Source organism: Clostridium sp. TJA032, from assembly GCF_058310275.1.
This window is the reverse complement of record NZ_JBZEFB010000019.1, coordinates 1-665: the sequence shown is the minus strand read 5'-3', so window position 1 is coordinate 665 and position 665 is coordinate 1. Positions and strand designations below refer to the sequence as shown.

Genomic DNA, 665 nt, shown 5'->3' with positions numbered 1-665 from the left:
TCGTAACAAGGTAGCCGTAGGAGAACCTGCGGCTGGATCACCTCCTTTCTAAGGAATACATCTTAGGATAACTAAGATGAAAATGAATTCTGGATAATATCTCTGTTTAATTTTGAGAGACTATCTCTCAAAATTGTTCTTTGAAAATTGCACATAATTTAATTTATAGAAACAACAAGCCAAATTGGCAAAACCAATTTCTATTCTTTGTAAAAAGAGAACTATAACTAATATAGGTCAAGCTACAAAGGGCGCATGGTGAATGCCTTGGCATCAGGAGCCGATGAAGGACGTGATAAGCTGCGATAAGCTTCGGGTAGACGCACATAGTCTGAGATCCGAAGATTTCCGAATGAGGAAACTCACATGGGAAACCCCATGTATCCTTAAGTGAATACATAGCTTAAGGAGGGTAACCTAGGGAACTGAAACATCTAAGTACCTAGAGGAAGAGAAAGAAAAATCGATTTTCTTAGTAGCGGCGAGCGAAAGGGAAAGAGCCCAAACCGGAAACTTGTTTCCGGGGTTGAGGACATAACATGAAAGTGGAGGCTATTGTAACTGAAGAGAACTGGAAAGTTCCACCGTAGAAGGTAATAGTCCTGTAAGTGAAACGAGAAGACCATAAGTTATGATCCAGAGTACCACGAGACACGTGAAACCTT

General features: G+C 40.6%; 1 rRNA gene. It reads left to right on the top strand.

The features are described from left to right. Positions 1-235: 235 nt before the first annotated feature. Positions 236-665 (top strand): 23S ribosomal RNA (locus tag AC4FRL_RS11635); the annotation flags it as partial.